27 protein-coding genes and 3 tRNA genes are annotated in these 26,914 nt (G+C 38.8%); 13 read left to right on the forward strand and 17 right to left on the reverse strand.

The window, feature by feature from the left end:
* Window positions 1-36 precede the first annotated feature (36 nt).
* Entirely contained in the window at window positions 37-825 is a 789-nt protein-coding gene (locus IQ31_RS15560; RefSeq protein WP_145328640.1) for a Rossmann-fold NAD(P)-binding domain-containing protein, read from the reverse strand.
* Window positions 826-844: 19 nt separating this feature from the next.
* Entirely contained in the window at window positions 845-2,317 is a 1,473-nt protein-coding gene (gene proS, locus IQ31_RS15565) for a proline--tRNA ligase (protein ID WP_075993385.1), read from the reverse strand.
* Window positions 2,318-2,495: 178 nt separating this feature from the next.
* Here proS and IQ31_RS15570 point away from each other — a divergent pair, with 178 nt between their 5' ends.
* From IQ31_RS15570 to purH, 6 genes are all read left to right on the forward strand, one after another.
* The gene (locus IQ31_RS15570; RefSeq protein WP_145328642.1) at window positions 2,496-3,689 is read left to right on the forward strand and encodes a hypothetical protein; all 1,194 of its coding nucleotides are present in this window, start codon (window positions 2,496-2,498) and stop codon (window positions 3,687-3,689) included.
* A 70-nt stretch (window positions 3,690-3,759) separates the two neighbouring features.
* Window positions 3,760-5,352: a hypothetical protein gene (locus IQ31_RS15575; protein ID WP_120332620.1), complete on the forward strand. Its 1,593-nt coding sequence runs from the start codon at window positions 3,760-3,762 to the stop codon at window positions 5,350-5,352.
* A gap of 159 nt (window positions 5,353-5,511) precedes the next feature.
* Complete coding sequence (locus tag IQ31_RS15580; protein WP_075993388.1) at window positions 5,512-6,267, forward strand: hypothetical protein; 756 nt, start codon at window positions 5,512-5,514, stop codon at window positions 6,265-6,267.
* A gap of 11 nt (window positions 6,268-6,278) precedes the next feature.
* Window positions 6,279-7,202, forward strand: coding sequence for a LysM peptidoglycan-binding domain-containing protein (locus IQ31_RS15585; protein ID WP_075993389.1), 924 nt, complete (start codon window positions 6,279-6,281; stop codon window positions 7,200-7,202).
* Window positions 7,203-7,234: 32 nt separating this feature from the next.
* Window positions 7,235-7,873 carry a uridine kinase family protein gene (locus IQ31_RS15590; RefSeq protein WP_075993390.1) on the forward strand — a complete coding sequence of 213 codons (639 nt, stop codon included), beginning with the start codon at window positions 7,235-7,237 and terminating at the stop codon, window positions 7,871-7,873.
* A gap of 122 nt (window positions 7,874-7,995) precedes the next feature.
* Complete coding sequence (purH, locus tag IQ31_RS15595; protein WP_075993391.1) at window positions 7,996-9,522, forward strand: bifunctional phosphoribosylaminoimidazolecarboxamide formyltransferase/IMP cyclohydrolase; 1,527 nt, start codon at window positions 7,996-7,998, stop codon at window positions 9,520-9,522.
* A 54-nt stretch (window positions 9,523-9,576) separates the two neighbouring features.
* Here the strand turns inward: purH and IQ31_RS15600 are convergent, their stop codons facing one another.
* Window positions 9,577-9,945, reverse strand: a complete 369-nt coding sequence (locus IQ31_RS15600; protein WP_075993392.1) for a YkvA family protein — start codon at window positions 9,943-9,945, stop codon at window positions 9,577-9,579.
* Between the two features lie 330 nt (window positions 9,946-10,275).
* Here IQ31_RS15600 and IQ31_RS15605 point away from each other — a divergent pair, with 330 nt between their 5' ends.
* Entirely contained in the window at window positions 10,276-10,986 is a 711-nt protein-coding gene (locus IQ31_RS15605; protein ID WP_088162220.1) for a DUF4397 domain-containing protein, read from the forward strand.
* An 86-nt stretch (window positions 10,987-11,072) separates the two neighbouring features.
* On the opposite strand, the gene IQ31_RS15610 is transcribed toward IQ31_RS15605, so the two are convergent.
* Entirely contained in the window at window positions 11,073-11,378 is a 306-nt protein-coding gene (locus IQ31_RS15610) for an FtsB family cell division protein (protein WP_075993394.1), read from the reverse strand.
* Window positions 11,379-11,609: 231 nt separating this feature from the next.
* On the opposite strand from IQ31_RS15610, the gene lpxB reads away from it, so the two are divergent.
* On the forward strand, window positions 11,610-12,725 hold the full coding sequence (gene lpxB / locus IQ31_RS15615; protein WP_145328644.1) for a lipid-A-disaccharide synthase: 1,116 nt from the start codon (window positions 11,610-11,612) through the stop codon (window positions 12,723-12,725).
* 57 nt (window positions 12,726-12,782) lie between these two features.
* Window positions 12,783-13,418, forward strand: coding sequence for a hypothetical protein (locus IQ31_RS15620; RefSeq protein WP_145328646.1), 636 nt, complete (start codon window positions 12,783-12,785; stop codon window positions 13,416-13,418).
* A gap of 64 nt (window positions 13,419-13,482) precedes the next feature.
* On the opposite strand, the gene IQ31_RS15625 is transcribed toward IQ31_RS15620, so the two are convergent.
* From IQ31_RS15625 to IQ31_RS15635, 3 genes are read right to left on the reverse strand one after another with little or no spacing between them, the layout of a single operon-like run.
* Window positions 13,483-14,562, reverse strand: coding sequence for a DUF3810 domain-containing protein (locus IQ31_RS15625; RefSeq protein ID WP_145328648.1), 1,080 nt, complete (start codon window positions 14,560-14,562; stop codon window positions 13,483-13,485).
* Between the two features lie 21 nt (window positions 14,563-14,583).
* Window positions 14,584-15,642, reverse strand: coding sequence for a nucleoid-associated protein (locus tag IQ31_RS15630; RefSeq protein ID WP_075993398.1), 1,059 nt, complete (start codon window positions 15,640-15,642; stop codon window positions 14,584-14,586).
* Window positions 15,643-15,652: 10 nt separating this feature from the next.
* Window positions 15,653-16,558 (reverse strand): histone deacetylase family protein, encoded by a 906-nt coding sequence (locus IQ31_RS15635; RefSeq protein ID WP_244294511.1) that lies wholly within the window; start codon window positions 16,556-16,558, stop codon window positions 15,653-15,655.
* 159 nt (window positions 16,559-16,717) lie between these two features.
* Between IQ31_RS15635 and IQ31_RS15640 the strand changes: the two genes are divergently transcribed.
* Genes IQ31_RS15640 through IQ31_RS15650 form a run of 3 tightly spaced genes read left to right on the forward strand, consistent with a single transcriptional unit; the run spans window position 16,718 to window position 19,445 of the window.
* Window positions 16,718-17,359: a YceH family protein gene (locus IQ31_RS15640; RefSeq protein ID WP_145328650.1), complete on the forward strand. Its 642-nt coding sequence runs from the start codon at window positions 16,718-16,720 to the stop codon at window positions 17,357-17,359.
* A 6-nt stretch (window positions 17,360-17,365) separates the two neighbouring features.
* The gene (locus IQ31_RS15645) at window positions 17,366-18,556 is read left to right on the forward strand and encodes an MFS transporter (RefSeq protein WP_145328652.1); all 1,191 of its coding nucleotides are present in this window, start codon (window positions 17,366-17,368) and stop codon (window positions 18,554-18,556) included.
* Between the two features lies 1 nt (window position 18,557).
* Window positions 18,558-19,445, forward strand: coding sequence for a DUF72 domain-containing protein (locus IQ31_RS15650; protein ID WP_145328654.1), 888 nt, complete (start codon window positions 18,558-18,560; stop codon window positions 19,443-19,445).
* Window positions 19,446-19,559: 114 nt separating this feature from the next.
* Here IQ31_RS15650 and eno read toward each other — a convergent pair whose 3' ends face one another.
* The 9 genes from eno to IQ31_RS15695 all read right to left on the reverse strand — a co-directional run bounded on the left by eno (window position 19,560) and on the right by IQ31_RS15695 (window position 25,340).
* Window positions 19,560-20,855 carry a phosphopyruvate hydratase gene (eno, locus tag IQ31_RS15655; RefSeq protein ID WP_120332612.1) on the reverse strand — a complete coding sequence of 432 codons (1,296 nt, stop codon included), beginning with the start codon at window positions 20,853-20,855 and terminating at the stop codon, window positions 19,560-19,562.
* A 211-nt stretch (window positions 20,856-21,066) separates the two neighbouring features.
* Window positions 21,067-22,167, reverse strand: coding sequence for a glutamine-hydrolyzing carbamoyl-phosphate synthase small subunit (gene carA, locus IQ31_RS15660; RefSeq protein WP_075993402.1), 1,101 nt, complete (start codon window positions 22,165-22,167; stop codon window positions 21,067-21,069).
* 226 nt (window positions 22,168-22,393) lie between these two features.
* Window positions 22,394-22,705: a DUF2752 domain-containing protein gene (locus tag IQ31_RS15665; protein WP_145328656.1), complete on the reverse strand. Its 312-nt coding sequence runs from the start codon at window positions 22,703-22,705 to the stop codon at window positions 22,394-22,396.
* Window positions 22,705-23,061 carry an NINE protein gene (locus tag IQ31_RS15670; protein WP_075993404.1) on the reverse strand — a complete coding sequence of 119 codons (357 nt, stop codon included), beginning with the start codon at window positions 23,059-23,061 and terminating at the stop codon, window positions 22,705-22,707. The genes IQ31_RS15665 and IQ31_RS15670 overlap by 1 nt, the downstream gene beginning before the upstream one ends.
* Before the next feature lie 177 nt (window positions 23,062-23,238).
* Window positions 23,239-24,237, reverse strand: a complete 999-nt coding sequence (obgE, locus tag IQ31_RS15675) for a GTPase ObgE (RefSeq protein WP_046675449.1) — start codon at window positions 24,235-24,237, stop codon at window positions 23,239-23,241.
* A 36-nt stretch (window positions 24,238-24,273) separates the two neighbouring features.
* Window positions 24,274-24,843: an adenylate kinase gene (locus tag IQ31_RS15680; RefSeq protein ID WP_046675448.1), complete on the reverse strand. Its 570-nt coding sequence runs from the start codon at window positions 24,841-24,843 to the stop codon at window positions 24,274-24,276.
* 74 nt (window positions 24,844-24,917) lie between these two features.
* Window positions 24,918-24,991 (reverse strand) — tRNA-Arg (locus IQ31_RS15685).
* A gap of 172 nt (window positions 24,992-25,163) precedes the next feature.
* Window positions 25,164-25,237: transfer RNA gene (locus tag IQ31_RS15690), tRNA-Arg, on the reverse strand.
* A gap of 29 nt (window positions 25,238-25,266) precedes the next feature.
* Window positions 25,267-25,340: transfer RNA gene (locus IQ31_RS15695), tRNA-Arg, on the reverse strand.
* 187 nt (window positions 25,341-25,527) lie between these two features.
* Here IQ31_RS15695 and IQ31_RS15700 point away from each other — a divergent pair.
* Entirely contained in the window at window positions 25,528-26,361 is an 834-nt protein-coding gene (locus IQ31_RS15700) for an alpha/beta fold hydrolase (RefSeq protein WP_145328658.1), read from the forward strand.
* Window positions 26,362-26,466: 105 nt separating this feature from the next.
* On the opposite strand, the gene IQ31_RS15705 is transcribed toward IQ31_RS15700, so the two are convergent.
* Entirely contained in the window at window positions 26,467-26,802 is a 336-nt protein-coding gene (locus IQ31_RS15705; protein WP_075993406.1) for a DUF3276 family protein, read from the reverse strand.
* Window positions 26,803-26,914: the final 112 nt, after the last annotated feature.

The following is a 26,914-nucleotide window of genomic DNA, read 5'->3' on the forward strand; positions in this document are numbered from 1 at the left end:
TCATAAATTCATTTTTATTTTAAAAAGAAAAATGAATTAAAATTGCAAAGGATCAGGCAGGACAAATTGATAATCCAGTTCCTCTAGAAGTAATCTTCCGCTAACTATTTTTTGCGTCACATCCCCGGCTTCGAACGCAAGTGGCAAAGCATAGCCATATTTTTTTGCCGAAGCTAGAATAACACCCTTTTTCTTAGGATGTAAGGGAGCAACAACATTGTATACAGTATGCTTAAGCGCATTGCAAGATGCTGCCTCTAACAGTCTGATCACATCATCGATATGAACAAAATTGGCGGGCTGTTCCCCCGTCGTACAGATACGTTCGGAAAAATATTTGGCAAAAACACGATTTTTACCAAACAAACCTCCTAATCGATAAATTATAGTATCATCCAATCCCAACATACTTGCTTCAGCAAGCAAGAGTTTTGATGAAAGTTCGGTTATATCTGCATAGGATTCATCAAATACGCCATCTTTGTCCGGATAAATTCCAATAGAGCTCAGGAAGACTTGTTTCTTCCATGTCATATGCGCATAAAATGATTTGATATTCGAAAATCTGTTTTCAAGGATCGCTACACTATTTTTCTGACTTGCAGGTATACTGTTTAATACGAAGTCAAATTGAGTAGGTAAATCTACCTGTGCTGGAAAATTTTCATAATCAAAGTCTAAAATAAACGAAAAAATACCATCGGCTTTAAGCCGATGGTATTTCTCAGATGTTGTTGTACTAGCCCAAACCTCATGGCCTTGATGCTTCATATGCATCGCAAAAGATTCTGCGAGCCAACCACATCCCAAAATGAGTATCCTCATATTACGACAACACTATTTATTAATAAGCTTTTGCAAACAGTACACGTCGACTTGAAGGTTTCCCTGTAAAGATACAGATACCTTCCTCTTCCTTCGCATCCAAAGGAATACAACGAATTGTTGCCTTAGTTTCTTCTTTTACACGTTTTTCCGTTTCTGTTGTTCCATCCCAATGACAAGAGATAAAACCACCCTTACCTTCCAGTACTTCTTTAAACTCATCATAAGAATTCACTTCAGTAAAATGAGATGTCCTGAAATTTAACGCTTTTTGATATATATTTTCTTGTATTGTATCCAGCAATTGTACAATGGTACCAGCCAAGCCTTCCTGAGCAACCGTTTCTTTCGTTTGAGTATCACGACGCGCCAATTCTACTGTACCATTTTGCATATCTCTCGCTCCAACAGCTACACGTACAGGAACACCCTTTAACTCCCATTCTGCAAATTTAAAACCTGGACGTTGTGTGTCCCGATCGTCGTATTTTACCGATATATCGTTCACACGCAATTCATTGGTCAACTGATTCACAAATGCATCGATTTGCGCTTTTTCTTCTTCAGTCTTAAAAATCGGAACGATGACAACTTGAATTGGTGCCAATTTTGGCGGCAATACCAATCCTTGATCATCTGAGTGAGCCATAATCAATGCGCCCATCAGACGTGTAGAAACCCCCCAGGAAGTCGCCCAAACATGTTCCAATTTACCTTCTTTAGAAGTAAATTTCACGTCAAACGCCTTTGCAAAGTTTTGGCCAAGAAAATGAGAAGTTCCTGCTTGTAATGCTTTTCCATCCTGCATCAATGCTTCAATACAATACGTATCCAAGGCACCCGCAAAACGCTCGTTTTCTGTTTTTCTACCACGTACAACAGGCACAGCCAGTATCTTTTCAGCAAATTCAGCATACACATCAAGCATACGTTCTGTTTCTTCAATAGCCTCTTCTCTTGTTGCATGGGCTGTATGGCCCTCCTGCCATAAAAACTCGGCAGTACGCAAGAAAAGACGTGTACGCATTTCCCATCGTACAACGTTCGCCCATTGATTGACCAAAATTGGAAGATCACGATAAGATTCAATCCATCCACGATAGGTGTTCCAAATAATCGTTTCGGAAGTCGGGCGCACGATCAACTCTTCCTCCAATTTCGCGTCTTCATCCACGACGATCTTACCTGTACCATCGTTTTTTAATCGATAATGAGTTACTACCGCACATTCGGTAGCAAAGCCTTCCACATGCGCCGCCTCTTTAGAAAAAAACGATTTGGGAATGAATAAAGGGAAATAAGCGTTGCTATGACCTGTTTCTTTAAATCTTTTATCTAAGATCGCTTGCATCCTTTCCCAGATAGCGTATCCGTAGGGTTTAATCACCATACAGCCTCGTACAGCTGAATTTTCAGCTAGATCAGCTTTAATCACAAGCTCGTTATACCATTGTGAATAATCTTCAGCACGACTTGTTATTCCTTTACTCATATGAAATTGATAAATTATTGTAACATTATTACGTTAAATCTCGTCTGTAATTCTAATACGAAAAGCGTTCAATAAAAAATATTTGTATTTTTGATTACTTCGATTAAACCCCCTTGAGAAATTTGCGTCTAAGATAGTAAATAAGGCTGTATAATCGAAAATAAGGATTTAGGATATTATGAAAAAAAATAGATTATTTATCGGAGCACTTGCCATAACAGGAGCGTTCATGCTTGGTTCCTGCGGTACAAGTAGGCAAATCTATGGCGACGATGTCTATGGCAATAATGGGCAAGCTAGACAAAAGGTTTATCAAAGCCCAGATTACTATTACACAGATGCAGATCAGGCCCAACCAAACGGGCAAGCGCAAGGCGGTTACTATGATGACGAATATTCTGATCAGGATTACAACAATGATTCCTATGAAGATCTTGAATATGCCAATCGTATCAACCGTTTCTATTACGCTAGTCCGGGCATGACGTATTTCGACCCATTTTTTGATCCATGGTATGGTTATGGTTTCGGCGGTTGGTACGGATACGGCCCATCGTTCGGAATGGGATGGGGATGGAACTCTGGATGGGGTTCATCTTGGTCTATCGGCCTCGGATGGGGTTGGGGATCTAGCTGGGGCTGGGGATCTCCTTGGTATGGCGGTTACAGACCTTGGGGTGGCTGGTATGGCTGCGGCTACTGGGGATCTGGTTGGTACGGAAACGGTTACTGGGGCGGTGGTTACTGGGGTAACTCAAGACCACGCTATGCATCAAGTAGATCTGTATACAGAGACAACTATAACACGCGCAGTTCATCATCAAGAACCCGAACTTCAGGTGGATATGACCGCAACAGCGTTGCTCGAAATTCTGGAGGATATGACCGTACCGGCGTAGCACGTGATTCTAGGGGAAGGATTACATCCGTTGCTAGCAGATCAAGAAATTCTGATGGCACAGTATCGTCACGGAGCTCTTCATACGATAGAACTGGAGGAAGAACAAGAACATCGGATGGTGTGTCGAATAGAGCTTACTCAGACGGTATGCGTTCAAGAACCTCAGATAGAGTCAATGGTTCCTATCCAAACAACACACGGAGCACCTCTAGCGGATATTATAATAATGATTCCAGATCACGAAACAGTTCAGGTGAGGTATCTCGTCCAATGAGCCGTTCGATGGAAACACGTTCCAGCAACCCAAGCTCAACGTCAAGACCATCGTATACTCCGCCAACAAGAAGCTATGATAGTGGTTCATCATCACGCTCTAGTGGTGGTTTTTCTGGAGGTGGTAGTTCTAGATCTTCGGGAGGAGGCTTCTCCGGAGGCGGTAGCTCAAGATCAAGTGGAGGACGTACTCGATAGTTAAAAGCATTTAAACAGTAGCATACAGCATCTTGTGTGCTACTGATTATTATTGACGATATTTTAGCATATGACAATCAAAAAATTACTTTTTGGAACTGCATTCGTTTTAGGTGCAGCAGGGACTACTCAAGCGCAATATACGAAAGATGTACTTTTATTCTCCCAAGGGGACAATGGCGGAACAGCTCGTTTTAAAGCCATGGGAAATGCTTCAACTGCTTTAGGTGGAGATATAAGTTCAATTACGAGTAACCCTGCAGGTTTGGGTTACTTCAATCAGTCTGATGTATCAGTAACTGGTAGGTACCTTAACAATAAAAACAAAACCGACTATTTTGGTCAAAACTCAAACAGCAGCAAGAATAATTTCAACTTAGATAATGCTGGAATCGTTTTTCACCTCCCAACTTACCGCAATGGAGGTAACCTGGATAGAGGCTGGTTGAATTTTAATGTTGGTATTGCTTATAACCGCAATTATGTCTATAACAACCTGCTAGAGTATCGAGGAGTAAATAATACAAGTTCGATATCAGATGCTTATTCAGACCGTCTTTCGGACGTCGGAGGAACACAAGGTTGGGGCCAGGAAGTCTATAACAACTCTTTATTATTCGACGTAGACCCCAAAAATGCAGGCGCTTATATCCCGATTACTGTCGGCGGAACTTTTGATGGAAAAAATGGCTTTAATCAAGTAAATTCCATTCTAGAAAAAGGTAGTAAATCCGAATCTGTATTGTCATTTGGAGCCAATTATAGTAACAAATTGTATTTAGGAGCCTCTTTAGGTTTCACCGCATTTAGCTACGACAATTCCAGCTGGTTTACAGAATATGGTCAAACAATGACCGCCGACCAATTAAAAGCCATCAACAAAGATTCAGAATTTTTAAAACCAACCAATGCCCAAAAGTATGCCATGTTGGATAAAGATTATGAATTATATGATGATTATGCGCAAGCCACTGATGGTACCGGTGTCGACTTTAAACTTGGGGTAATCTATAAATTTACGCCAACGTTTAGCATGGGATTCACCGCTAAGTCACCTACATTTATGAGCATCCGGGATGAATCGTATAGTAATTCTGAGTTCCGTTACTTCAGACCAAATGAAGACAAATCATTTAAAGAGTATAGAACCAGTGATGACGCAGGACACAGTTACTTGGAATATAATATGAATACCCCCTATAAATTGTCTCTTGGGGCGAGCCAATTATTTTCAAGAGGGCTAATAACCGCTGATGTCGAATGGGTAGATTATGCAGCTATGCGTTTTAAAGATGTAGGAAACTACAGTAAAACGTTAGAAAAGAACATGAACCAAAACATCAAAGATACTTACCAAGGTGCTTTTAATGCCCGAATTGGTGGTGAAGTGATGTTTGACAATGTATTCAGCGGAAGAGCTGGTTTCAACTACAGTGGTAATCCCTATAAAAATGCAGACTATACGAATTATACAGCATCTTTAGGTATTGGCGCTAAACTTGGCCGTGGTATGTATGTTGATTTGACTGGCGCGTATAATGCAGTCAACTACAAAGAAAGCCCATATTTGATTAATGAGAACTACTGGAATAATGCTAGTCCTGTAGCAGACATAAAAAATCAACGGACTAATGTTGTACTAACAATTGGTTCAAAATTTTAAACTATATTTTTCTCAAAAAAGTCCAGCGATGTCTGGACTTTTTTTTGAGAAAAAATAGCAGAAAACAAACATAAAACACGATAAAATTAGTTTACGCGTGATTATACTTGTATATAAAGGTAACTTTATCTAAGTTTGTCGCCTTGGATTGAAAATTACATGGCAAATCACACAATTTCAAAAGCATTCAATTTCATTTTTACATACCCCATTTGGCGGATAGAAATCGATGCGGAGAATAAATTGATCGCTGTGGAGACCAGAAACCCAGACGATACCCTACCCTATTTTAATGTAGTCACTTTTGAAGGAACTTACGTATTACAAGACTTCAAGGCAATAGCCAAAGAGTGGGTCCTAGCTGGAATTCAATGCAAAAAATTAATACTTAAGAAGATTGCCAATAATTCACCTATCGACGCAGGCATACAGGTAATCGATTGCTACAACCCACAGCTACAAGAAACCTGGTTCAACTACATATTCATCGGTATGGTTGATCAAGGTGTACTTATTAGACCAAAAGTAATAGCAGAAGGCTTCCAATTATTTTTGAACCTCCAATCGATGTCGATTGAAAGCAAAAATGAAATTCCCTTTAAACCTTATGCCAGCGAGCTCGTCTATCCTATTATCTACAATGGTGAAATTCCCCTTTTTTTGAAGGACTTCCCAATTGATGGTGAAATCTGGATAAATACGGTGAATGACTACTTTATTTGGGCTTTCTATGAAAAAGACAGAAACAATCGTTATCAAATCAGGCTAGTGCAATCCACAAAAGAAAAATTGACAGAGTCTATTATTGCAGTTTCCGAGCTGGAACTAAAGCTCTTCAACATTTATTTTCTTATTCACGAACAAATATTCCTTTTGACAGATAATAAACGGGAGTTTGTTTCGTATTTAGTATAATTGCAAAATATATGAAAGTTTTATTCGAATTAAAAACATATAAAAAGATAGCTATTCTATCCATCGCGATATTAGCTATTCAACAAGTTGAAGCAAAGAATTCAACTTCTTTACGTACTGATTTTATCCCTGATTCAGTAGGGACTGAAGCAATCAATGGTGAAGAATACGTGTTGTTCAAAATTGAAAAAGGAGACAATTATTACCAGTTAAGTAAAAAGTATAAAACAACGGTGGGTCAATTGACCCAAATAAATGGTAATGGAACATTAAGCCTGGGGCAAATTGTTAAGATTCCGACAGGTCGAAAAGCGAAATCAACAGTAAGCAACGACCGTGGAAATACGGCAGTGCAAAACCCGCGTAATCCGCAACAGCAAGAAGGTTTTACGGAATATATCGTTGGAGAGAAAGAGACACTTTATGCCATATCTAAAAGATTCAGTATTTCTGTTGAAGATATCAAAAAAGCGAACAATTTAAAAAATAACGTTATTGGCGGTGGAATGAAGCTTATGATCCCCAACCAGCCCCTACCTCCTGAACGGCCAAAATTAGTTGAACCTAAAGGAATCGAAATTGTAACACCTGATTCTACAGACAATGACGATAAAGAAGAAAATCAAATTTCAACAAACCGCTACGGAATACGCGAAAAGTCCGAACGTGGTATCGGTGTGTGGATTGATGGACTTTCATCCCAGGGTACAAGCAACCTTGCTCTTCATAAGAGCGCTCCAGTAGGTACTATTCTAAAAATTACCAACCCAATGACCAAAAGTGTTACTTACGCTAAAGTGGTCGGTAAATTTAATGATAATGCCGAAAACCAAAATGCAATTGTCGTGTTGTCAAAGTCTGCCGCCGCAAGCATAGGCGCACTTGACAAACGCTTCCAGGTCGAAATTGCGTATGGATTACCTCTAGAAAATTAACAGAATAAAATAGCTTTTATAGCATAGTAAGAATGAATAACAAACCGTATGTCATAGGAATTGCCGGAAGTAGTGGCTCTGGAAAGACTTTTTTTTTAAATAGTTTTTTAAAACATTTTAAGCCTAATGAGGTAACCTTAATTTCCCAAGATGATTATTACATCCCTGCCAATACTAAAACCCAGGAGGAAAATAGGCTCTATAACTTCGATATTCCGACATCAATCGACAGAGATGCTTTTTATAAAGATATCAAGGCACTCTTTAACGGTGAGACAATATATAAAGAAGAGTATACATTTAACAACCCTTCATTAACACCCAAAATACTAGAGATTAAACCGGCACCCATTTTAATTATTGAGGGCCTATTCATTTTCTATTATACGGAAATTAATAATTTAATCAATCATAAGATATTTTTAAGCGCTGATCAGGATATCGCATTAAGAAGACGTCTACACCGCGATCTGGTTGAACGGGGCTACTTTGAAGATGATGTCATGTACAAATGGATAAACCATGTACTACCATCCTACAACGAGTACCTACTTCCCTATCAGGATACGTGCGATCAGGTCATATTTAACAATACCGATGAACCAGAACCAATCTGGGATATCACCAACCAAATTTCTGAAGAGCTAAAATTAAAGCTCAATTTGGTATAAAATTAAAACAATGTAGAAAGGAGAATCTCGTAAACAGATTCTCCTTTCTATTTAAAGTACTTGATTTATTGATATCAAGATTTTAAATACCTATCTTTGCGCCACGAAACAAATCCATCATAATGAACCATCCTGTAAAGATTAAAAATGCATTGGTTTCAGTCTATTATAAAGACGGCCTTGCTCCTTTAGTTGAATTATTAAACAAATACGGTGTAACCTTCTATTCCACTGGTGGAACAGAAACATTTATCAAAGATTTAGGTATAGATGTTGTTCCAGTTGAAGACCTCACCAGCTACCCTTCTATTTTAGGAGGCCGTGTAAAAACATTGCATCCAAAAGTATTTGGCGGTATTTTGGCACGCCGCCCGCTTGAGTCGGATCAACAACAGCTTGCTCAGTATGAAATACCTGAGATCGATTTGGTTATTGTGGATTTGTACCCTTTTGAAGAAACTGTTGCTTCCGGTGCATCCGAGCAAGATATTATCGAGAAAATAGATATCGGTGGAATTTCATTGATACGCGCTGCCGCTAAAAACTTTAACGATGTCGTTATTATCTCTTCCAAAAATGATTACAAAGAATTGGAAGAAATACTAGCAAACCAAGAAGGTAATACGTCATTGGAACAACGTAAAGAATTTGCTAAACGTGCATTCAATACATCCTCTCATTACGATACAGCAATCTTCAACTATTTCAATCAAGAAAATCCGCTTCAGGTTTTTAAACAATCTGAGCAAAAAGCGCAGGTGTTGCGCTATGGTGAAAACCCGCACCAAAAAGGCACTTTCTTCGGTGATTTAGATAAGATGTTTGATAAATTAAACGGTAAAGAGCTATCTTACAACAATTTGGTTGACGTTGATGCTGCCGTTGCTTTGATTGATGAGTTCACAGAACCTACATTCGCGATCTTAAAACACACCAATGCTTGTGGAGTTGCCTCCCGTTCAACAATCAAACAAGCTTGGTTAGATGCTTTAGCATGTGATCCTGTTTCAGCTTTCGGTGGAGTCTTAATAACGAATGGTCAAGTTGATGCTGCAACAGCTGAAGAGATCAATAAATTATTCTTCGAGGTGTTGATTGCACCTTCTTATTCTGAAGAAGCGATCGCTATACTTACCGCAAAGAAAAACAGAATTATTTTGGTTCGTAAAGAGGTTACATTGCCAGAACAACAGTTCAAAACTCTATTGAACGGCGTCATTCTTCAAGATAAAGACAATACGATTGAAGGACCTGAACAAATGGTTACAGTAACACAAGTACAGCCAACTGCAGAACAACTGGAGGATCTTTATTTTGCGAACAAAATTGTAAAACACACCAAGTCAAATACAATCGTATTTGCTAAAAATGGCACTTTGTTAGCTTCAGGTGTAGGGCAAACTTCACGTGTAGATGCATTGAAACAAGCTATTGAGAAGGCCATTTCTTTCGGTTTTGACCTTAAAGGCTGTGCAATGGCATCGGATGCCTTCTTCCCTTTCCCTGACTGTGTGGAAATTGCTTCAGAAGCTGGTATCGCGGCGGTGTTGCAACCTGGTGGTTCAATCAAAGATCAATTGTCAATTGATATGGCCAATGAAAAAGGAATCTCCATGGTAACAACAGGTGTTAGACACTTTAAGCACTAGTTGAACTTCAATAATAAATAAAAAAAGCTACTTTAGAAAAGTAGCTTTTTTTATTTATCTCGCTTCTACAGGAAACTTTGAACGCTTATACTGTTCCATCTCAGCGCTAAGTTTGCGAATCGCATAACCAACAATGGCCACATCATCTATCCACCCGCCCACAAGAATAAAATCAGGAATCGCATCAATCGGCGAAACCACATAAAGTATCGTTCCAATAATAATCGATAAATTCCATTTATCCATTTTATACTTCCCCGTAACTGTGTCCTTACACATTGCAATTAATACGTTGAAGTCGTCCATATAGCCCCCTAGATTCCTCGCTTTTGCTTCCGCCTGTACAAATTCAGATTCCGTAATTTTACGATGCCTAAACTGCTCAAACATTCCCTTCGCAATTCTTTTGATTCTATTGTTCATACTTCAAAATTAGGATTACTAGTTTAACAATCCAAATCCTCGCCCTAAACCAAACTCGAATCAAAATCGGATTGCATATCGCAACATAAGCAAATCCTTTCCCTCAAACTGATTAAATTTTGCCTAGGAACCATATTCATCTGCCGCCGATCCGATTAACCACCATCTTTAAAAACTGGCTTGCAAAGGCTATTGGAATAAAAAACGAGATCTGATTATAGATTTTTATTATTTTTACAAATCGCTGTAGCAAAGTGTCAGTCATCTCCGTATAATAGACAACACAAGCGCAATGTGAGTCACAAAAACAGATTTTAATATTACACGGTTATGAAAAACTATAGATTATTTAATTTTATTGCTATTGCTTTAGCGGCCTTCTTTCTAACAAGCTGTCTAAAAGATAACGATGACCAGCCAATTCCTGCTGCATTGCTTACCATGGTCAATGGGTACACTGATGCGAATGCAGTTATATATTTCGCAGACGGAGGTTCGCTTCAAAACCCCAATTATCCACTGGGATTCAAGAGTTATGCTCAAATTGGCTTATTTACAGGCGCACGTAAAATTACAGTTTCCGCTGAATATAACACTAAATTAACGGATACAACTGTAACAATCAAAGACAGCACCATATATACATCCTTTTTATTTGGAACGAAATCCAAACCCGTACAGGTGATCACTACAGATCGAATCAATAAAGACATCAAAAATACAGAGTCTGGTTTACGCTTCTTTAATCTTGCTGAAGGTACGGATTTAGTTAGCCTTAAAATAGGCGATCAGACTTCCCCATCAGAATGGACAAATAGAGCACAAGAAACACAGAATTCGGCAAGTGCCCATCAGGGCTTTATCGCTCAAAAAAGTGGCACATTCACTGTAACAGCTCGTGATAAAGCGGGGAAAACAATCGCAACACGCAGCGATATTAAATTGGTTGAAGGCTATTATTATTCATTGATACTCATAGGCAAAGCTAATGATGAAAAGAAACCATTATACATTGGTTTAGTAGCGCAAGCCGCAAATTAAAATACCCATATCTATATACTTTATAACAACGGCCGTCATGTAATCATGATGGCCGTTGTTTTTCATTTTATACGATACTGTAGATCTTAATGATTCTCTTTAGCTGCTACTTTAGTAATCACATAAATATCCTCATTGTCTTTTTTCATCTTATACTTCTCACGAGCAATACGTTGCACTTCTTGCGGATTTGATCGAATATCGTTAATTGTCTTAATGATGGCGGCATTCTCCTTCAGATAGAAGGAGCGTTCACTTTCCAAATTTGCTTTCTGCTTTTGATAACTATACTGCGTGGCAAAGTCATTTCGATCAAAAAATAACATCCACACGAGAAAAGCCAAAGCGGCTAACAAATACTTATTTCTTATTAAAGACCACAATCGTTGCATAAGACAAAAATACTATTTAGCTTTTATACTTAGGATATTTTCTTCAAAAGTTGAACATCTTTAATTAAAGATATGGAATAATATGTTCAAAGTCATCATATACCTAGAATAATCTTATCTTTAACAGTTCAAAAACGATCATTTCAATGAAATATTCATCGTTAAGACGAAACGCAGTTTTAACGATAAAAAGATATTCCAAATGATCATTAAAGAATAAATCGTTGACATATGAAATACTATCTTATTGCAGGTGAAACTTCAGGGGACTTACATGGCGCCAATCTTATTAAAGCATTAAAAATTGAAGACCCCAATGCGACTTTCCAAATAGTCGGGGGAAATCTAATGCAAGCAGAGGCCGAAAAAAAAGCATTGATACATACTTCAGAAATGGCTTTTATGGGCTTTATAGAAGTTTTAAAAAATCTGCCAAAGATATCTAGGAATCTCAAACTTGTTAAAAATGATCTATTAAAAGAAAAACCAGACACCGTCATTCTAATAGATTTCCCGGGCTTCAATTTGAAAATTGCTGATTTTGCAAAAAAACATGGAATCAAAACATGCTACTATATTTCCCCAAAAGTGTGGGCCTGGAACCAAGGCCGCGTAAAGAAAATCAAACGGATTGTCGACCATATGTTTTGTATTTTGCCTTTTGAGGTAGATTTTTATAAGCAGTGGCGTATGCCCGTTGATTACGTTGGAAACCCGCTTTTGGATGCGATTTCAACCTATAATTTCAATTCCCAATTTAGAGCACAAAATGGACTTTCAGAAAAACCACTGATCGCCCTTTTACCGGGAAGCCGGGAAATGGAAATTTCCAAGCTTCTTCCTATCATGGCCGAACTTCCATTTTTCTTTCCTGTTCATCAATTTGTCATCGCCGGTGCTCCTAATTTTGATGAAGCCTACTACAAGCAGTTTTTTAAAGGTATTGATATTCCCGTGATCTTCGATCAAACCTACGACATTCTCCATAACGCAGAAGCTGCAGTCGTTACAAGTGGGACGGCTACTCTTGAAACAGGTATTCTGAAAGTACCTCAGGTTGTCGTTTATAAGGCTAACCCAATATCTGTATGGATAGCCAAATTAGTCATCAAGGTTAAATTTATCTCTCTAGTGAATCTAATTAATAATTTCTTATCAGTGAGGGAATTGATTCAAGAAGACTGCACGGCATATGATATTTCATATGAAGTAGGCGAACTTATCAATAATAAAGCTCATCGCGCAAGTGTGATGGAAAACTACGATATTTTGGCTGAGAAACTAGGTTCTCCTGGCGCATCAGAGAAAACTGCCAAATTAATTGTAAAATATCTCGCTAAAATTTAAACTCTTTTACCTTTTATTTGTCAAACTACTAGTTAGTTACAATTAATTAAAAGTTTTATGAAATTTAAATTTATTCTAGGCTTTTTTCTTTGCTTTGCAATGACCTTCACTGGGAAAGCACAAGAAATACAACATATTTCTAAACTGGAAATTGGCAAAAAGGCAAAAAAAAATATCGATAATAGAGACTCAACTGTCGTCATGCACATCGATACTTTAATCATGAAAGACAATGCTACCCTTTCGTTCTATGGCAAGAAAAATGTCAAGCTAACGATTGGTTATGCTGAAATTGGAAATAAGGCAACCATCTATGGAACCGATGGAAAGAATAACGGTGCAAACTTTGACATCAATGCTAATTTTCAAAAATTAGGTTCCCTTTATATCATTGCAAAAGGGGATGACGCTTTTAATGGTACCAAAACTTTTCCCAATGGGAACGGAGGAAAAATTAAAGTCACTTTAACAGATGGCAGTCTCAAACCGCAAACAACAAACAAAAAAGCGGCGAACTATATCTATGGAGACGTAGCTGCAGGTGGCCGCGCTGTCAATGCAAACACAGACTTGAGAAACATCTATGATCGGATTAAAACTGCTCCCACCGGATTGAGAGGGTTACCTCAAGGACAGATTTATTCTGGCAGTGCCGGAACTGAGGGTACATTTGAACTAATTTCAACACAATAACGAAATCCTTAACCCATAAAAAAGGCGTATTAGAGAATAATACGCCTTTTTTATGGGTTCATTATTATCTACATCCTCTTCTTTTAAGCTCATAGGCCAATACCAACCGCGTCATCCGATCGTACCGTGCTATTCCTTCCTGTTGATTGTTATGTTTCAGGTATTGATTATAAAACAATCCCATCACATCGTCGACCCAACCCGTGTATTGACTCCAAAAACACCTTTCTTTTTCCACGTCTTTCAATACTTTCGCGCTTAATCTTCCCTTGTAATCCTTTCCTAAATCAGGATACATACCCTGCAGTTCACGTAACATATAAAGCGTGGTCTGTAGATAAGCCGAGTATCGGTAGAAGGACTGTGGATGTTGCTGTAAGCGAACAAAAGCTATAAAATTCGCCTCGTCTTCAAAACCAATTCCCTGATGATGCGCAAGTTCATGCACTGTAGTAAAAGGTAAAAAGGTTACTGGCATTGCTTTATTAACCTGTGCTTCATGAGTAAATGGATTAAAATAGCCCGAGACACCAAAAAAAGAGACTATCCTGCTATTTATTGGTGATTTTGCCCTAATTTGACCCCTTGACAAGAAATCAGCAAAAGCCGTATCCTGTTGTACCCATGTACTCAAATCCGTTTGAATAGTTTCTTTATGCTCTTCCCATTGGGATGGATCTACATGCTCCCGCAAGTTATTTGTACTATCCAGAAACGCATTCAAAACCACGAGATAATCGGCTAACTTTAAGCTATCAACTTGCAAATTGGCATTGGTACTGATTGGTTCACGATAATAGTTCAGGCCCCAAGATAGGTAAAAGAAAAAATAGAGACCCAATAACAAATTTATGATAAGTAGAACCGGACGAAAGGAATTCTTCCATCTTCCTTTCCATAAATTTCCGATCAATTTAGCAATTGAATAAAGTAGCAACCCAACTACTATAGCATAAAATAGATCACCTAAACTAAAAGGAACATAACCAAAAATAAATCTTGGCACATGGCTATAGAAACGGTAAAAGCCGCGCGCATAAAACACCTCAATCCATTGGCTATGTTTCTCAATCAGGGAGAAAATAAAAATTCCAATCAGCAGTAACAGCAGTGTGAAAACAGCTATTTTATTGCGCTTTTCCATTCAAATAATGATATAAAACGATTAGCTTTCGTTCTCAAAATAGACCTTGTAATAATTCATGCCTTTATCCTCATCGTAACCCTTCTCAAGATATTCACGTTTACCATGAACATAGATATGAAAATTCTTATCCAGCTTTAAAACAGACTTGTAAGAAGATTCCATTTTTTTTACCGCTTTATCTGCTATTTCAAAACTTGCCTGAAATGGAGAGTCAAATTCATCTTCAAAACCAGCTTTAAAGTCCTGAAATAAAGCAATCGCCTGCGGGTTGCCCAAGACTTCCTCCTCAAACTCTTCCTGGACAAAAGTTTCCTTTTCCTTAAAGTAATTCATAGACTTGTTCATCAGATCAATCTTGTCCGCTTTCTCCAATTCAAACGTTTCGTCTAATTTTTCCTGAACAAAGTTCTTATACACTTTCAGGTAATTCCCCGTTTGATTGAAATTATCGTTACGCACGCGAAGCTGCAGAAACTCATCTTTCCAATATACAGCCTCCTGTTGACGGTTTGTCTGATCGAGAACCAGCACCTTATACCCCTCTTCTTCTTCCACATTGACAATAATACAGCCCTTGTCCAGTTTATTGATATTGATCGCCTCCTGCTCATATTCCAACATAAAAGCACCTTGCTCCGGATATACTTTCAGATAAGTCTCTTTATTCTCAGATTTGAATATACCAATCGCATCATGTTCTTCCCCTTCGATCTGCACATTTTTTAAGGCAACTACATACACCTCTCCAGCTTTAATTTTAGGATGGTTGGATACCTCATAAAGGTGTTTTGAAATTTGTTGGGAAAAATCATGAAATGGAAGCTGCTCCTTAAAATACTGTCTTGCAAAATAGAAAATCTCATTCAGCTCCAACTCTCCATTGGGATGATATAAGCGATATACTTCATTCACCTTTGCAAAGGGGCTCATAAAATACTGCATCAGGAGTCCAGGTAACACGTCATCTCCTTCAAGAGATACCGGGGCATCCGACAAAATATAAAATTCATCTTGCGCTTTATTGCCTACACGATGAATAGATAACGCTTCAAAAGTTGCATCTTGGTGAAAAAACATATTTCTTATCTTATAAATTATATATATCTATTGCTATTCTAAAAGTCTGACAATGTGCATTTACAATATCTTTAATTTCAGGAGAATAACCTCCGCCCATACTTACTTGAACAGGGATATTGTGTTTATGGCACATTTGAAAGACCAATTCATCTCTCCGATGACAGGTACTGCTGCTTAAGTTCAATTTACCCAGCTTATCTGTTTCCAAAATATCGACCCCTGCTTGGTAGAAAACGAAATCAGGCTCAAATTCCCGAAATACACCAACCAAACTTTCTTCCAATAAAGTGAGGTATTCCATATCCGTAATATGATCTGCTAAGCCAATATCCAAATGGGAACGCTGTTTGACAAAGGGATAGTTTTTCTCACCATGCATTGAAAAGGTAAACACCTGGTTATGCCCCTCAAAAATATGGGCGGTACCATTTCCTTGGTGCACATCCAGGTCAATGATGAGGATACGGCTAGCATATTTATACTTCAATAAGTAACCGGCGGCAGTCGCTTGATCATTCATCAGACAGAAGCCTTCACCAAAATCATAACCGGCATGATGTGTCCCCCCTGCAATGGTAAAAGCAACACCATACTCACGTGCATATTTAGCACTACGGATCGTCCCATCTAGGATATATCGCTCCCGATCAACAAGGCTTTGACTTAATGGAAAACCTATTCTACGAACCATCTTGGAATCCAAAGTAAGCTCAAACAACTGCTTTACATACACTGGATCATGGACCAAACAGCATGTCTCAAAACTCGCAAGCTCAGGACTGAAAAAACTTGACTCATCTGCCAGACCTTCATGTTTTAACTGTAAAGGAATCAACTCGTATTTCAGCATCGGAAATCGATGCCCCTCTTTGACGGGGTGGACAAATTCTTGACGAAAAGCTATCTTAAGCACCTTAAAAACTTCTATTACTCATGCGAAGATAAGAAAAAGATCTTTTGGAGTTATATGAGAAAAAGGGCATCTTTGAGAAGAAACAAAACAGCAAGCCAATGTTATGTTGCCATAACAGCATGCTTGCATTCAATCATAAATTTATATTCTTCAAAATAAATGGAAACAACTAATTTGCCCCAATTGTCTGCCATGGAACAACGTGTACTAGGCTCACTAATCGAAAAATCAAAAGTAACTCCAGAATATTATCCGATGACAATCAACAGCTTACAAGCTGCTTGTAACCAAAAAACTTCCCGCAAACCGGTTGTACAATATACAGAAGAAGATATTATTGCGACATTGGATATATTAAAGAAAAAGGGCTTAATCTCGACAGTTGTTGGCGGTGGATCTCGCGTAACAAAGTACAAACACAATTTTGCCATACAATTTCCACTGGTTCCCTCTGAATTAACCATTGTCTGTTTATTGCTACTCAGAGGACCGCTGACCGCCGGCGAAATTAATTCAAACTCCGGAAGACTTTATGAATTTGAATCGTTGGGCGAAATCAATGAACAATTGGAAAAATTGGCACAAGAAGGCTATCTTAAGTCCTTACCTAAACAAATGGGTCATAAAGAAGTCCGCTACATCCATTTATTAGGAGAAATCAATCTGGAGGCCTATGAAAATAGTGGTCCGGTGAGCGGCTCCTCGAATGACCAGATCTTACTCGATCGAATTGGACAATTGGAACAGGAAGTTGCAACATTGAAACAGCAATTTCAGGATCTCTGGGATGAATTACATTAATTGCTCATGTCGCAAACAATAGATTCAAAAGACGAAATATCCAAAGCAACCTTGTGGTTGATGACCATCGCCACAGGCTTAGTTGTCGCCAATAATTATTACAATCAACCATTATTGGGCTTGATTGCCAAAGACCTACATATTGACGAGGCTACGGTCAGTAATTCGGCCATGTTAACGCAGATCGGATATGCCTTTGGCCTGTTACTGATCGTTCCTTTAGGGGATATGTTTAAAAGAAAGAAAATGATCTTGATCGATTTCTTTTTCATTATTTTTTCTTTGGTAGGCATGGCCATGTCCACTTCTATCCTATCTATCTTGCTATTCAGCTTTCTGATAGGTTTCACGTCTGTTATTCCACAGGTTTTTGTGCCCATGGCAGCCGAACTTGCGAGCAAAGAAAAGCAGGCTTCAGCGATAGGTATGGTTATGTCGGGTCTGCTGATCGGTATATTACTCTCTAGGGTTGTAAGCGGGTTTGTCGGCTCCTACTTTGGCTGGCGCGAAATGTATTGGATAGCGTCAGCAATTATGGTCATTACAGCCATCATCATCGCATTGAAGCTACCAGAGGTACTGCCTAATTTTAAAGGTTCTTATAAGGAATTGATGCGATCAGTCTGGAACTTTGCCAGGAAACAACCTGTATTACAGATGGCTGCTTTTCGTGGAGCCATGGGATTTGGGGCTTTTTCTGCATTTTTTACAACGCTTGTTTTCCATCTTGAAGCCCCACCTTTCTTTGATGGCCCGGCAACTGCTGGAGCCTTTGGCCTCGTCGGTGCCTGTGGGGCCCTTGCCGCTGCTTTTGTTAATAAACTAACCATTTATATAGGCAAAGCAAAAATCATCTTGTACGCGATCCTATTGATGTTATTCAGCTGGTTATTATTCGCCCTCTTCGGCAATTACTATTGGGGCCTGATCCTTGGTGTTATTCTCATCGATCTTGGCCTACAGTCGATGCATATCCTGAATCAAAGCGATTTCTATGCGCTAAACCTCGGTGCCAACAACCGACTAAATACCGTATATATGGTCAGCTATTTTATTGGTGGATCAACAGGCACTTTTTTTGCTGCACAAGCATGGCAACACTTCCAATGGCCCGGTGTTATTTTCGTAGGCACATGTTATACGCTGTTGGCGTTGTTGGCTCATCTATTATTTGATTATAAATTAAGAAAAAACTGATATGAAATTCGGCCAAGTAGAACATCCCGAGGAAATCGATTTTACCCTTCCTCCTACTACACCAGAAACCTTAACCTTATTACAGCACTTCAAAATAGACAAGCCTTTTGAGGTATATGTAGGCTGTGCAAAATGGAATAAACAAGATTTAAAAGGCTTTTATCCCAGAGGGACAAAAGACGAACTTGCTTATTACTCCACACAGTTTAACAGCATTGAACTCAATGCTACATTCTACAATTCACCTGGCATAGACCAGGTAGAGACCTGGAAAAAGAAAACACCTGCTAACTTCAAGTTCTTCCCAAAAATACCACAATCCATCAGCCATTTCAGCAGACTACTGAATACGGGTGATAAAGTAAAATTATTTACGGACTCCATTGTTCATTTCGATGAAAAACTGGGAATGGCTTTTCTTCAGATGCACGACAATTATAATCCAAAGGACATGGCCCGTTTAAAACTATTTCTTCATGACTGGCCAAAAGAAGTCCCGCTAGCGTTGGAAGTCCGAAATAAAGATTGGTTTTCCAAACCCGAAGTAACAAAAGAACTCTATGCACTGCTGGAGGAAACCAATGTGACCAATGTACTGGTCGATACTGCAGGCCGGAGAGATATGCTCCATATGCGCCTGACCACGCCGACTGCTTTCGTACGGTATGTAGGGGCAAATCATGCAACAGACTATGATCGACTGGATCAATGGATTGATGTTTTGAAACTATGGCGGGAAAATGGATTGCAAAAATTGTATTTCTTTATCCATCAGAATATTGAGGTAGAATCACCGTTACTGGCGACACATTTTATCAAAAAGCTGAATACAACATTCGACTTGGATCTAACCTATCCCAACAAAAACACAGGAAATACCTTATTCTAAGACAGGTTATCAGATCCGGTCCGTAATGCACCGATAGAAAAATATATTTTGCCCACAAAAAAAAGCCGAAGTAGAAGATACTTCGGCTTTTTTTATTAAAAATCAAACTTTAGCTTATTTTTTAGCGTATTTAAAGTTTTTACCGATGAAACGGGCATTACCACCCAATTCTTCTTCGATACGCAACAATTGATTGTATTTAGCCATACGGTCAGAACGTGAAGCAGAACCAGTTTTGATCTGTCCACAGTTCAATGCTACAGCTAAGTCAGCGATAGTCGCATCTTCAGTTTCGCCCGAACGGTGTGACATCACAGAAGTATAACCAGAATTTTGAGCTAAAGTAACCGCATTGATCGTTTCAGTCAATGAACCGATTTGATTTACTTTTACTAAAATTGAATTTGCTGTATGAGTATCAATTCCTTGTTGAAGACGTTTTGTATTTGTAACAAAAAGATCATCACCTACTAATTGAACATGGTCACCGATTTTATCAGTCAATGTTTTCCATCCAGCCCAATCATCTTCAGCCATACCATCTTCGATAGAAATAATAGGGTATTTAGCTGTTAATTCAGCCAAATAGCTTGCTTGTTCTTCACTAGAACGTACAGCACCTTTATCGCCCTCAAACTTCGTATAATCGTATTTACCGTCTTTGTAGAACTCAGAAGAAGCACAATCCAACGCTAAACAAACATCTTGACCTGGTTTGTAACCAGCGATTTCAATCGCTTTCAAAACTGTTTCGATAGCATCCTCAGTACCTTCAAAAGTTGGCGCAAAACCACCTTCATCACCTACTGCAGTTGAAAGACCTCTGTCATGTAAGATTTTTTTCAAGGTATGGAAAACCTCAGTACCCCAACGCAAAGCTTCAGAGAATGAAGGCGCACCCACAGGCATGATCATAAATTCCTGAAATGCGATAGGTGCATCAGAGTGTGAACCACCATTGATGATATTCATCATAGGGATAGGCAACGTGTTCGCATTTACACCACCGATATAACGGTATAATGGTTGACGCGACTCTTGTGCAGCAGCTTTCGCTACAGCTAAAGAAACTCCTAAAATAGCATTAGCGCCCAGGTTTCCTTTATTTTCGCTACCGTCTAAATCAATCATGATTTTATCGATGGCATTTTGCTCGAAAACATCTACACCTTCTAGTGCTTTTGCAATTGTAGTGTTTACATTCTCAACAGCTTTCAAAACACCTTTTCCTAGATATTTTGACTTGTCACCATCACGCAATTCTACTGCTTCGTGAATACCAGTTGAAGCACCTGAAGGAACAGCTGCACGACCAACAAAACCATTTTGTGTAGTAACATCTACCTCAATTGTAGGGTTACCGCGCGAATCCAAAATTTGACGCGCATGAACATCGATAATTAAACTCATCTCTTTATTAGACTATAATTTATTTTCATTACTTAGTGTAGATAAGACACACTCTTGTCTACAGACATTTTTCACAATCAAATATAATAAAAAATGTATTTATTCCCCTATTTATTATGAATTAAATATGCCCCATCGGCATAACTGTTCAAATAAATACAATAAAAAACCCTTCAAGATCTGAAGGGTTTTTTATATAATATTGTACAATTTAGTTTTTGATCATCGCTACAAAATCATCAAACAAATAGCGCGAGTCATGTGGGCCCGGTGATGATTCTGGGTGATATTGCACCGAAAATGCTTTCTGTCCTTTGATACGGATACCTTCAATAGACTGATCGTTCAAATTAACGTGTGTAATTTCGACGTTCTCAGAATTTTGGATATCTTCAGCCACAACCCCAAAACCGTGGTTCTGCGAAGTGATTTCACAACGGTTGGCGATAATATTCTTCACCGGGTGATTGATACCACGGTGTCCGTTATGCAATTTGCTTGTGCGGATACCATTTGCCAATGCTAAGATCTGGTGACCTAAACAAATACCAAACATCGGTTTATTTGCATTCAAAATGGCTTTTACCGTATCGATTGCATAATCCATCGGTGCTGGATCGCCAGGACCATTGGAAATGAAATAACCATCCGGATTCCATTTCTCCATTTCCTCAAATGTTGTTTTCGCAGGAAAAACCTTTGTATATACATCACGAGCCTCAAAATTGCGCAAGATATTTTTCTTGATGCCCAAGTCCAAAACCGCTACACGTAACGAAGCATTTTCATTACCGAAGAAATAAGGCTCAGCTGTTGTTACTTTTGAAGACAGCTCAAGTCCATCCATTGAAGGAACTTCAGCCAATTGACGCTTTAATTCCTCAACATCCAATGTTTCTGAAGAAATAATCGCATTCATCGCACCTTTATCACGGATATGTCGCACCAATGAACGGGTATCCACATCAGAAATACCAACTAAATTACCCTCTTCAAAGTAGCTTTGGATAGATTCATCAGCCATTTTACGGCTATAGTTGATGTTGTAGTTCTTACAAACTAGTCCCGCAATCTGAATTTGATTTGATTCGGTATCATCCTCATCAATACCATAGTTACCAATATGAGCATTGGTGGTTACCATGATTTGTCCAAAATAAGATGGATCTGTGAAAATCTCTTGATAACCAGTTGTTCCTGTATTGAAACAGATTTCCCCAGTAGTCGTACCAATTTTACCAGCGGCTTTACCGTGATAAACTGTACCATCTTCTAAAACTAAAATTGCAGGCAATTTGCTGTAGTTGGTCATTATCGATGTAATATTATAAAATGTGTATCCTTACTTTTATGAATTTTAAAGCGTTCTTGATTGGATATAAAAAAAGCCCTCAAATGGGCTAAATATCTATTAACAATGCATCATCACGATTGACAAACCGTTTCCTAAGGCACCTACCAATAAAGACTCTACTTTAATTTTCACGGGAGACAAAGTTACGACATATCACTTAAAAGTGAAAACATTTTTTATTTTTTTATTCTTCAACTAATTCTTTCTTCCAAAACGTTGCAAAGTCTCTCAAAATCAGACCTGTCAATAGCGGCACAAGCATATAAATCAATGGATTCTCTAACCAGGCTTCTCGAAACTCCAAGCGCAACAAGGCAATCAAAGCGGTAGTAAGACCACATCCCGGACAATCATAGCCACTTGCAGCCTTCCAAAGGCAAGGAACAAGAATATGGATATCCGTGAAAAGATATAAGCCTATAGCAATCCCGAAATACCCCAATACCAACGAATAGATCCAATGATATTTAAGGTATTTCAGCAGGATATAAATCATTAATTATTGTTTATAGGACTCTTAATGTAATTGCCATCTGCATCCTTATATTTTCCGACAAGAATCATAATCAAATCGATCAGATACCAGATACCACAACCGCCCAAGGTAAGCAGCTGAATAACGGCAGTACCAATTTGCCCCAAATAGAACCGATGTGCTCCAAAAGGGCCTAGAAAAAAGCAAAATAACAATGCCGGCAGCCATCTGTCATCCTGAAACGTGTTATTTTGTTGCTGAAAGGGTTGGTTGGCGTAAAATATAGGCTGTCTTACGCCACAATAGGGACAAACCTCGGCCTTGATATTGATCAACTTGCCACATTCTACGCAATACTTTTCGTCTGCTGTTTTCATTTAGATTTAATTTGGTAATGGGGCTAAAAACCAGCCTTCCATCAGGAATAAAATAATAGTATGAAATTAACAAAAAAACTTATAAAATGTTCTTTTTTTAGCAACATATAGCATTTAATAGAAACAGAAAAGGCGCTTCACGGTGTGGAGCGCCTTTCCTGTTTATGTATTCAACTTTTAAGAGTTGATTGCTTTCCAGATCATATCTTTCAATGGCAATATATTTTTACCTGTCACCGAAGAAATGAAAATATAGGGTACATCTTCCGGTAACTCCTGCTCCATTTCCTTCTCCAGCTCCTCATCGAGCATATCAGACTTGGTAATAGCCAGCAATTTGGGTTTATCTGCCAATTCTGGATTATACGCTGTCAGTTCATTCAATAGAATCGCGTACTCCTCACGGATCGTCCGATCGGTATCGGCAGGCACCATAAACAGCAAAACTGAATTTCGTTCAATATGCCGCAAGAAACGATACCCTAATCCCTTTCCTTCTGAAGCGCCTTCGATAATACCCGGAATATCGGCCATAACAAAGGAACGGTTATCCCGGTAGCTCACCATACCCAAATTAGGTACCAGTGTTGTAAAGGGATAATTTGCGATTTCTGGTTTCGCAGCCGAGACGACTGACAACAACGTTGATTTACCAGCATTCGGGAATCCAACCAGTCCAACATCAGCAAGAACCTTCAATTCGAGAATCATCCACTGCTCTTTACCTGGAAGACCAGGTTGCGAAAACCGCGGTGTCTGCTGCGTTGGCGACTTAAAATGCCAGTTGCCCAGCCCGCCTTTTCCTCCCGGAACCAATATTCTGGTTTCACCGTCTTCTGTGATATCGAACAATACCTCTCCCGTCTCTGCATCCTTCGCAATCGTACCCAATGGCACTTCCAAGATCTCATCACGTCCAGTTGCCCCAGTACGCAAAGAACTGCCGCCAGACTCACCGTTTGACGCAATAATATGCTTACGATATTTTAAATGGAGTAACGTCCAGAGATTAGTCGTTCCTTTCAGTATAATATGCCCTCCACGACCGCCGTCACCACCATCGGGTCCACCGGTAGCTGTGTGCTTGTCACGGTGCAAATGAGCCGAACCTGCCCCACCATGTCCAGAACGACAACACACTTTCACATAATCAACAAAATTCGAGCCTTGCGCCATTACAATTTATTACAGTCTAAAAAGTACTTATCTTAATTAATAATTATCGATGATATCTGTTAAACTTTTAAAGATAGAATCGATGTCACCGATACCATTCACTTTAGAAAGTTTACCTTGTGCCTCATAATATGGCAACACATGAATCGTCTTTGTGAAATATTCATCAATACGCTTCACCAATTTATCAGCATCATCATCCGCACGACCAGAAATTTCCTTACGTTTAGCGATGCGTGCTTTCAATTCATCCTCATTCACATCCAGTGCGATTACTACCGAGATTGATGTATTGATACCTTCTAAAAAAGCATCCAATGCCTCAGCTTGAGCAACAGTACGAGGAAATCCATCAAAAATAAATCCTTTTGCATCCGGATTTTTCTTTACTTCCTCTTCCAGCATTGCTATCGTAATCGAATCTGGCACTAAATTTCCCTCAGCAATAATCTGGCTCACTTGTTGACCAAGTGGCGTTTGACCTTTAATATGTGCTCTAAAAATATCACCAGTTGAAACATGAACCAATTGATATTTTTCAATAAGCTTTGCAGATTGGGTTCCCTTACCTGCACCCGGAGGGCCAAATATTACAAGGTTTAGCATAGTTTTATTTAAGAAATTAAAACGAGTTAAAAAATAAAAGCCTAATCACAGATGATGACTAGGCTTTTCAGTTGTGCGCTCCAAGGGAGTCGAACCCCTAACCTTCTGATCCGTAGTCAGATGCTCTATCCAATTGAGCTAGGAGCGCAATAAACCATTACGTTTAGAACTCTGTCCCATGTGTTTTGGTGACGCAAATATAGTCAGAATTCGTTTTTTTACAAATTTTTTTTCAAAAAGAAGTTCCCTCCTTCCATCGACTGCCCTGCAATAATGCTTCTAAAAACAAAAAGCCAATCAAATTGACTGGCTTTTATTTGTGCACTCCAAGGGAGTCGAACCCCTAACCTTCTGATCCGTAGTCAGACGCTCTATCCAATTGAGCTAGGAATGCCTCTTTTAACAATACAAAAACTGTATTTGTGCGCACCAAGGGAGTCGAACCCCTAACCTTCTGATTCGTAGTCAGATGCTCTATCCAATTGAGCTAGGAGCGCTAGGCAACCAAAACAAATCCGTTATCCTTTTCCGTTTTGGTGATGCAAATATCGTTATATTTATCGATTTAACAAACATTTTTTCTCTTTTTTAAACTTTATACAACAACATTTCTTTTATCTCGTTGATAATATTATATTTAAAATATCAACTTTTTTTTTCAGACACGGACAAATGTTAGCATTCATGAGCAAAAGAGAATTAAAACTCAGTAAAATTCGCATCGGAGATATCTGTATCTCTTACTATATTCGCCCAAGCAAATTATACCCCTCTCCGAAAACAGTCATTTTCATTCATGGTTTCCCCTTCAACAAAAACACCTGGAAACAACAACTCCTACAACTCGACGAAGATTATACAGGCATCGCTATTGATGTTCGAGGACATGGCCTAAGTACCAATGGACATGGTTTTTTCTCCGTCGATGTTTTTGCCAAAGATCTTGTGGAGTTTATTCGTAAACTCGACCTCAACCATGTCATCCTTTGTGGAATCTCTATGGGTGGCTACATCGCCCTCAGGACGTATGAACTGATCGGACAACAGCTCAAAGGACTTATCCTCTGTGACACGAATTCCCTTTCCGACGACAACAAAGGCAAACAAAAGCGTTTTGATTCCATTCAGGCTTTATTAAAATATGGCAGAAGACCATTTGCCATTGGCTTTATCGCAAACGTGTTTCACGATAAAACAATCCTTGAAAACCCCGAAGCTGTTGAACTCGTCAAAAGCTGTATTCGCAGAAATGAAGTCGCCAGCATTTGCGCGACACAACTCGCTCTTGCTTCACGAACAGATACAACCCATTCGTTGAAGACAATTATTATTCCAACACTGATCATAAAAGGTAAACACGACAAGTTGATGAGCGAAGAGCAAACAAATATCCTTATCGAAAATATACCCGACGTCCGCTATATGGAGTTTGAAGAATCCGGGCACCTGCCAAATCTCGAGGAACCCGAAAAATTCAATGCGGTGCTCAATGATTTTCTGCGAAATATACCATTATAACCATCACCTTGGTCGTCAAGTGCGGCATCGGATATAAAAACAATAAAAAAAGCCACAACAGTGGCTTTTATTTCTTTTTTTCATTAAGATTTCGTTCTACGGATACTAGAACGAAAAATCATCTTTTGACCGAACATCCGCTTCCTCAGCGTATGCATCATCAAAGTTAGGCTCATAACGTTTCTCGATTACTTCCTGATTAGACTTGATGTAATTAACCACATCCGTCAAACCATCAGCGAATTTCTCAAAATCTTCTTTATATAAGAAAATCTTATGCTTAATAAACTGGCCATCCTCAAAGCGCTTCTTGCTTTCTGTGATAGTAATGTAGTAATCGTTCGATCGAGTTGCTTTTACATCAAAAAAATAAGTACGCTTACCTGCTCTCACCTTTTTTGAAAAAACTTCTTCACGTTCTTTGTTTTCAAAATCTCCCATTGGTTGTTATTTAAGTTTAAAGTAATCTTAATCTTTGATAAATATATAATAATTCATTTTAATACACCAAATAATATTAAAAAAAAAGACAATTACGCGCAAAAATGGCAGT

This window comes from Sphingobacterium siyangense, from assembly GCF_007830445.1.
In the GTDB taxonomy this organism is placed as follows: Bacteria; Bacteroidota; Bacteroidia; order Sphingobacteriales; family Sphingobacteriaceae; genus Sphingobacterium; species Sphingobacterium siyangense.

Bases quoted from the DNA above. Each gene is read 5' to 3' on its own strand.
- IQ31_RS15560 (WP_145328640.1), bottom strand. From the start codon at position 825: ATGAGGATACTCATTTTGGGATGTGGTTGGCTCGCAGAATCTTTTGCG.
- proS (WP_075993385.1), bottom strand. From the start codon at position 2,317: ATGAGTAAAGGAATAACAAGTCGTGCTGAAGATTATTCACAATGGTAT.
- IQ31_RS15570 (WP_145328642.1), top strand. From the start codon at position 2,496: ATGAAAAAAAATAGATTATTTATCGGAGCACTTGCCATAACAGGAGCG.
- IQ31_RS15575 (WP_120332620.1), top strand. From the start codon at position 3,760: ATGACAATCAAAAAATTACTTTTTGGAACTGCATTCGTTTTAGGTGCA.
- IQ31_RS15580 (WP_075993388.1), top strand. From the start codon at position 5,512: ATGGCAAATCACACAATTTCAAAAGCATTCAATTTCATTTTTACATAC.
- IQ31_RS15585 (WP_075993389.1), top strand. From the start codon at position 6,279: ATGAAAGTTTTATTCGAATTAAAAACATATAAAAAGATAGCTATTCTA.
- IQ31_RS15590 (WP_075993390.1), top strand. From the start codon at position 7,235: ATGAATAACAAACCGTATGTCATAGGAATTGCCGGAAGTAGTGGCTCT.
- purH (WP_075993391.1), top strand. From the start codon at position 7,996: ATGAACCATCCTGTAAAGATTAAAAATGCATTGGTTTCAGTCTATTAT.
- IQ31_RS15600 (WP_075993392.1), bottom strand. From the start codon at position 9,945: ATGAACAATAGAATCAAAAGAATTGCGAAGGGAATGTTTGAGCAGTTT.
- IQ31_RS15605 (WP_088162220.1), top strand. From the start codon at position 10,276: ATGAAAAACTATAGATTATTTAATTTTATTGCTATTGCTTTAGCGGCC.
- IQ31_RS15610 (WP_075993394.1), bottom strand. From the start codon at position 11,378: ATGCAACGATTGTGGTCTTTAATAAGAAATAAGTATTTGTTAGCCGCT.
- lpxB (WP_145328644.1), top strand. From the start codon at position 11,610: ATGAAATACTATCTTATTGCAGGTGAAACTTCAGGGGACTTACATGGC.
- IQ31_RS15620 (WP_145328646.1), top strand. From the start codon at position 12,783: ATGAAATTTAAATTTATTCTAGGCTTTTTTCTTTGCTTTGCAATGACC.
- IQ31_RS15625 (WP_145328648.1), bottom strand. From the start codon at position 14,562: ATGGAAAAGCGCAATAAAATAGCTGTTTTCACACTGCTGTTACTGCTG.
- IQ31_RS15630 (WP_075993398.1), bottom strand. From the start codon at position 15,642: ATGTTTTTTCACCAAGATGCAACTTTTGAAGCGTTATCTATTCATCGT.
- IQ31_RS15640 (WP_145328650.1), top strand. From the start codon at position 16,718: ATGGAAACAACTAATTTGCCCCAATTGTCTGCCATGGAACAACGTGTA.
- IQ31_RS15645 (WP_145328652.1), top strand. From the start codon at position 17,366: ATGTCGCAAACAATAGATTCAAAAGACGAAATATCCAAAGCAACCTTG.
- IQ31_RS15650 (WP_145328654.1), top strand. From the start codon at position 18,558: ATGAAATTCGGCCAAGTAGAACATCCCGAGGAAATCGATTTTACCCTT.
- eno (WP_120332612.1), bottom strand. From the start codon at position 20,855: ATGAGTTTAATTATCGATGTTCATGCGCGTCAAATTTTGGATTCGCGC.
- carA (WP_075993402.1), bottom strand. From the start codon at position 22,167: ATGACCAACTACAGCAAATTGCCTGCAATTTTAGTTTTAGAAGATGGT.
- IQ31_RS15665 (WP_145328656.1), bottom strand. From the start codon at position 22,705: ATGATTTATATCCTGCTGAAATACCTTAAATATCATTGGATCTATTCG.
- IQ31_RS15670 (WP_075993404.1), bottom strand. From the start codon at position 23,061: ATGAAAACAGCAGACGAAAAGTATTGCGTAGAATGTGGCAAGTTGATC.
- obgE (WP_046675449.1), bottom strand. From the start codon at position 24,237: ATGGCGCAAGGCTCGAATTTTGTTGATTATGTGAAAGTGTGTTGTCGT.
- IQ31_RS15680 (WP_046675448.1), bottom strand. From the start codon at position 24,843: ATGCTAAACCTTGTAATATTTGGCCCTCCGGGTGCAGGTAAGGGAACC.
- IQ31_RS15700 (WP_145328658.1), top strand. From the start codon at position 25,528: ATGAGCAAAAGAGAATTAAAACTCAGTAAAATTCGCATCGGAGATATC.
- IQ31_RS15705 (WP_075993406.1), bottom strand. From the start codon at position 26,802: ATGGGAGATTTTGAAAACAAAGAACGTGAAGAAGTTTTTTCAAAAAAG.